This is a genomic window from Streptomyces sp. NPDC045026 (assembly GCF_056432625.1).
The window spans coordinates 1-3196 of sequence record NZ_JBWKIS010000062.1; the positions used below are offsets into that span (position 1 = coordinate 1).

Sequence of the window (3196 nt, forward strand, 5' to 3'; positions counted from 1 at the left end):
AACACAGTGGACGCGAGCAACTGAGGACAAGCCCTCGGCCTATTAGTACCAGTCACCTCCACCCGTTACCGGGCTTCCAGATCTGGCCTATCAACCCAGTCGTCTACTGGGAGCCTTAACCCCTCAAGGGGGTGGGAGTCCTCATCTCGAAGCAGGCTTCCCGCTTAGATGCTTTCAGCGGTTATCCTTTCCGAACGTAGCCAACCAGCCATGCCCTTGGCAGGACAACTGGCACACCAGAGGTTCGTCCGTCCCGGTCCTCTCGTACTAGGGACAGCCCTTCTCAAGACTCCTGCGCGCGCAGCGGATAGGGACCGAACTGTCTCACGACGTTCTAAACCCAGCTCGCGTACCGCTTTAATGGGCGAACAGCCCAACCCTTGGGACCGACTCCAGCCCCAGGATGCGACGAGCCGACATCGAGGTGCCAAACCATCCCGTCGATATGGACTCTTGGGGAAGATCAGCCTGTTATCCCCGGGGTACCTTTTATCCGTTGAGCGACGGCGCTTCCACAAGCCACCGCCGGATCACTAGTCCCGACTTTCGTCCCTGCTCGACCCGTCGGTCTCACAGTCAAGCTCCCTTGTGCACTTACACTCAACACCTGATTACCAACCAGGCTGAGGGAACCTTTGGGCGCCTCCGTTACTCTTTAGGAGGCAACCGCCCCAGTTAAACTACCCATCAGACACTGTCCCTGATCCGGATCACGGACCCAGGTTAGACATCCAGCACGACCAGAGTGGTATTTCAACGACGACTCCCCCTGAACTGGCGTCCAGAGTTCAAAGTCTCCCACCTATCCTACACAAGCCGAACCGAACACCAATATCAAACTGTAGTAAAGGTCCCGGGGTCTTTCCGTCCTGCTGCGCGAAACGAGCATCTTTACTCGTAGTGCAATTTCACCGGGCCTATGGTTGAGACAGTCGAGAAGTCGTTACGCCATTCGTGCAGGTCGGAACTTACCCGACAAGGAATTTCGCTACCTTAGGATGGTTATAGTTACCACCGCCGTTTACTGGCGCTTAAGTTCTCAGCTTCGCACACCCGAAAGTGCACTAACCGGTCCCCTTAACGTTCCAGCACCGGGCAGGCGTCAGTCCGTATACATCGCCTTACGGCTTCGCACGGACCTGTGTTTTTAGTAAACAGTCGCTTCTCGCTGGTCTCTGCGGCCACCCCCAGCTCATGGAGTAAATCCAATCACCGGTGATGGCCCCCCTTCTCCCGAAGTTACGGGGGCATTTTGCCGAGTTCCTTAACCATAGTTCACCCGAACGCCTCGGTATTCTCTACCTGACCACCTGAGTCGGTTTAGGGTACGGGCCGCCATGAAACTCGCTAGAGGCTTTTCTCGACAGCATAGGATCATCCACTTCACCACAATCGGCTCGGCATCAGGTCTCAGCCTTAATGTGCGACGGATTTACCTATCACACGGCCTACACCCTTACCCCGGGACAACCACCGCCCGGGCTGGACTACCTTCCTGCGTCACCCCATCACTCACCTACTACAAGTCTGGTCCGTCGGCTCCACCACTTTCCTTTCCCCGAAGGGTCCGGAACGGCTTCACGGACTTAGCATCGCCTGATTCAATGTTTGACGCTTCACAGCGGGTACCGGAATATCAACCGGTTATCCATCGACTACGCCTGTCGGCCTCGCCTTAGGTCCCGACTTACCCTGGGCAGATCAGCTTGACCCAGGAACCCTTAGTCAATCGGCGCACACGTTTCTCACGTGTGTATCGCTACTCATGCCTGCATTCTCACTCGTGAACCGTCCACAACTCGCTTCCGCGGCTGCTTCACCCGGCACACGACGCTCCCCTACCCATCCCAGCGGGCGTTGGCCCTATATGCTGGAATGACACGACTTCGGCGGTACGCTTGAGCCCCGCTACATTGTCGGCGCGGAATCACTAGACCAGTGAGCTATTACGCACTCTTTCAAGGGTGGCTGCTTCTAAGCCAACCTCCTGGTTGTCTGTGCGACTCCACATCCTTTCCCACTTAGCGTACGCTTAGGGGCCTTAGTCGATGCTCTGGGCTGTTTCCCTCTCGACCATGGAGCTTATCCCCCACAGTCTCACTGCCGTGCTCTCACTTACCGGCATTCGGAGTTTGGCTAAGGTCAGTAACCCGGTAGGGCCCATCGCCTATCCAGTGCTCTACCTCCGGCAAGAAACACACGACGCTGCACCTAAATGCATTTCGGGGAGAACCAGCTATCACGGAGTTTGATTGGCCTTTCACCCCTAACCACAGGTCATCCCCCAGGTTTTCAACCCTGGTGGGTTCGGTCCTCCACGAAGTCTTACCTCCGCTTCAACCTGCCCATGGCTAGATCACTCCGCTTCGGGTCTTGAGCGCGCTACTGAATCGCCCTATTCGGACTCGCTTTCGCTACGGCTTCCCCACACGGGTTAACCTCGCAACGCACCGCAAACTCGCAGGCTCATTCTTCAAAAGGCACGCAGTCACGACTGTATGTGCAAGCACATACAGCGACGCTCCCACGGCTTGTAGGCACACGGTTTCAGGTACTATTTCACTCCGCTCCCGCGGTACTTTTCACCATTCCCTCACGGTACTATCCGCTATCGGTCACCAGGGAATATTTAGGCTTAGCGGGTGGTCCCGCCAGATTCACACGGGATTTCTCGGGCCCCGTGCTACTTGGGTGTCTCTCAAACGAGCCGCTGATGTTTCGACTACGGGGGTCTTACCCTCTACGCCGGACCTTTCGCATGTCCTTCGCCTACATCAACGGTTTCTGACTCGTCTCACAGCCGGCAGACTGTGAAAGAGAGATCCCACAACCCCACATGCGCAACCCCTGCCGGGTATCACACGCATATGGTTTGGCCTCATCCAGTTTCGCTCGCCACTACTCCCGGAATCACGGTTGTTTTCTCTTCCTGCGGGTACTGAGATGTTTCACTTCCCCGCGTTCCCTCCACACTGCCTATGTGTTCAGCAGTGGGTGACAGCCCATGACGACTGCCGGGTTTCCCCATTCGGAAACCCCCGGATCAAAGCCTGGTTGACGGCTCCCCGGGGACTATCGTGGCCTCCCACGTCCTTCATCGGTTCCTGGTGCCAAGGCATCCACCGTGCGCCCTTAAAAACTTGGCCACAGATGCTCGCGTCCACTGTGCAGTTCTCAAACAACGACCAACCACCCG

General features: G+C 56.7%; 1 rRNA gene. It reads right to left on the reverse strand.

Annotated elements, in window-relative coordinates:
- Positions 1-22: 22 nt before the first annotated feature.
- A 23S ribosomal RNA gene (locus AC07EJ_RS45920) occupies positions 23-3146 on the reverse strand.
- Between the last annotated feature and the right edge of the window lie 50 nt (positions 3147-3196).